Below are 2,487 nucleotides of genomic sequence, written 5' to 3'. Positions count from 1 at the left end.
GGCCCCACGCCCCTCCGGGGCCCCTGGGCTTGGTGCGGTCGGGGGGATCCGGGCCGCCTGTTGTGGTTTTGGAGGTGTCCGTGGACCGGTGGCTGATCGCGGGCCTGGGCAACCCCAGGCCGGAAGACGTGGGCAACCGGCACAACGTCGGCTTCATGGTGGTCGATGAGCTGGCCGCGCGGGCCGGGGCGCGGTTCAAGGCGCACCGGGCCGGGGCGGCGGTGGTCGAGGGGCGCGTGGCCGGGGTGTCCGCCGTGCTCGCCAAGCCCCTGTCGTTCATGAATCTCTCCGGCGGCCCCTGCAAGGCCCTCGCCGACTTCTACAAGGTCGAGCCGGCCCGGGTGATCGTCGTACACGACGAGCTGGACGTACCGTACGGGGCGCTGCGCGCCAAGTCCGGCGGCGGCGACAACGGCCACAACGGCCTCAAGTCGATCACCAAGTCCCTCGGCACCCGCGACTACCTGCGGGTGCGCTTCGGCATCGGCCGGCCCCCCGGCCGGATGGACCCGGCCGCCTTCGTGCTGCGCGACTTCGGCACCGCCGAGCGCAAGGACCTGCCGTTCCTCGTGGACCGCGCGGCCGACGTGGTGGAGTCGCTGCTCACCAAGGGCCTGGAGGCCACCCAGAACGCCTTCCACGCGAGCGACCTCAAGCTCTCCGGCCCTCCTCGCTGAGCGAGCCGTCCGCCGCATCCGCCGCGCTCGCCGTGCCGTGACCGGTCGAGGTCGCCGCTCCCGGCCAGGCCATCAGGTTCTGGAGGAGTTCGGCCTGTTCCATGGCGTCGTCGAGGGCATTGTGGGTATGCGGGCGTTTCGCGGCGAGGTGGCGGGGCATCTGGCGTTTCGTCGCCCAGCCGATGGTCACCCCGGCTTTCGCGGCATAAAGCGTTTTAATGTCGATGCACCGCGAATGCCCGAACGGCGATGACCCCAGATACTTCATGAAGTACCAGTAAATCCACATCCAGTCAAAAGAAAGCGGATAAGCCGCCAGCACCGGGATCGAGTTCCGGCTGACCTGCTTGATCCACGCCGCCGCCCGCGCCATCGCCTCCGCCGGGTCGCTGCCCTCGCGTACCAGCCGGTCCCTGTCCAGACCGCTCACCGCCATGGCCTGCGGCACGAAGTCATCGCTGATCGGCCGCAGCTCGGCGTAAAAAGTATTCGTGTCCGGACTTATCGCCTCGAAGTGCCGACCGCGCATCCGTCCGGCGACCGTCATTCCCAGGCTCGTCATCGAGTACGGCCCGGGAATAGGGCCGTCCGCCTCGACATCAACAGAGATATACGTTTCAGTCTTCAACTCGCCCGCCTCCGCTGCGCTGATCGGTATTGCTCACTCTGGGTTGATCCTTTGCTACACTATGAAGCCGCCGCGCGTTTTTCGGCCGGGTGGGGAGTCCGCCTTGTCCTGGGGCGGGCCATGGGGGTCGGTGAGTGGCTACAGGAGGGGTGCGTGTTCGACGGTGAGCTATCCACGGCCCCGGTCAGGCCGCGCGACGGACGGCGGGCGTCCACCCCCGCGGAGCGCTGCCGCCTGCCCCTGTGGGTGCGACAGTATCGCGGGCGGGCGATGTTCTCCGACGCCGCTTGCGCCGTGCTGGCCGGGGTGGTGGCGGTGGCGGTCCGGTTCGGGGAGGTGATGACCCCCTACGTCACCCCGTACCTCGCGCTGAGCGCCGTGCTGCCCCCGCTCTGGACGGCGGCGATCACGGTCAACCGCGCCTACGAGCCGCGCATGCTGGGGGCGGGCACCGAGGAGTTCCGGCGGGTGGTGCAGTGCGGGCTGATGCTGACCGCGGGGCTCGCCATCGGCGCCTACGTCACCAAGACCGACATCGCCCGCGGCTACGTGGTGCTCGCGCTGCCCCTGATGACCCTGCTCACCCTCGCGGCCAGGCAGGCGCTGCGGCGCGGCCTGCACCGCAGGCGCGAGCGGGGCGACTGCATGCGCCGGGTGGTGGTGGCGGGCCACCCGGCGGGCGTGGCCGAGCTGGTGCGCAGGTTCCGGCTGGAGCCCGAGCACGGCATGCAGGTGGTGGCCGCCTGCCTGCCCGCCGCGGGCGGGCCGCGCGAGGTCGCCGGGGTGCCCGTGCTCGGCGACTTCACCGACGTGGCCCTGGTGGTCGACCAGACCGCCGCCGACACAGTGGCGGTGCTCGGCTGCCCCGAGATGGACGGTGTGGCGCTGAGCCGGCTCGCCTGGCGGCTGGAGCGCACCCGCACCGAGCTGGTCGTGGCCCCCGCGCTGATGGAGGTCGCGGGCCCGCGCACGACCATCCGCCCGGCCGCCGGGCTGCCGCTGCTCCACGTCGAGCACCCCGACCTGTCCGGCCCCCGGCAACTGGTGAAGAACCTCTTCGACCGCATGGCCGCGGTCGTGCTGCTGGTCGCGCTCGCGCCGCTGCTGGCCGTGCTGGCCGTCGCCGTGCGCTCCAGCAGTCAGGGGCCCGCGCTGTTCCGGCAGACCCGGGTGGGGCGGGGC

3 protein-coding genes are annotated in these 2,487 nt (G+C 71.5%); 2 read left to right on the top strand and 1 reads right to left on the bottom strand.

Annotated elements, in window-relative coordinates; genetic code table 11:
• Window positions 1–80 precede the first annotated feature (80 nt).
• Window positions 81–677 carry an aminoacyl-tRNA hydrolase gene (gene pth, locus C1I98_RS37855; protein WP_111172052.1) on the top strand — a complete coding sequence of 199 codons (597 nt, stop codon included), beginning with the start codon at window positions 81–83 and terminating at the stop codon, window positions 675–677.
• On the opposite strand, the gene C1I98_RS37850 is transcribed toward pth, so the two are convergent.
• A complete protein-coding gene (locus tag C1I98_RS37850; RefSeq protein WP_199537523.1) occupies window positions 652–1,305 on the bottom strand; it encodes a 3'-5' exonuclease family protein in 654 nt (217 codons plus the stop codon). The two genes, pth and C1I98_RS37850, sit on opposite strands and share 26 nt — an antisense overlap.
• 153 nt (window positions 1,306–1,458) lie before the next feature.
• On the opposite strand from C1I98_RS37850, the gene C1I98_RS37845 reads away from it, so the two are divergent.
• Window positions 1,459–2,487, top strand: a 1,029-nt coding sequence (locus C1I98_RS37845; protein ID WP_233508539.1) for a sugar transferase, incomplete at its 3' end; no start/stop codon positions are given.

The organism is Spongiactinospora gelatinilytica (assembly GCF_003236385.1).
GTDB lineage: Bacteria > Actinomycetota > Actinomycetes > Streptosporangiales > Streptosporangiaceae > Spongiactinospora > Spongiactinospora gelatinilytica.
This window is presented reverse-complemented; position numbering and strand designations above follow the sequence as displayed.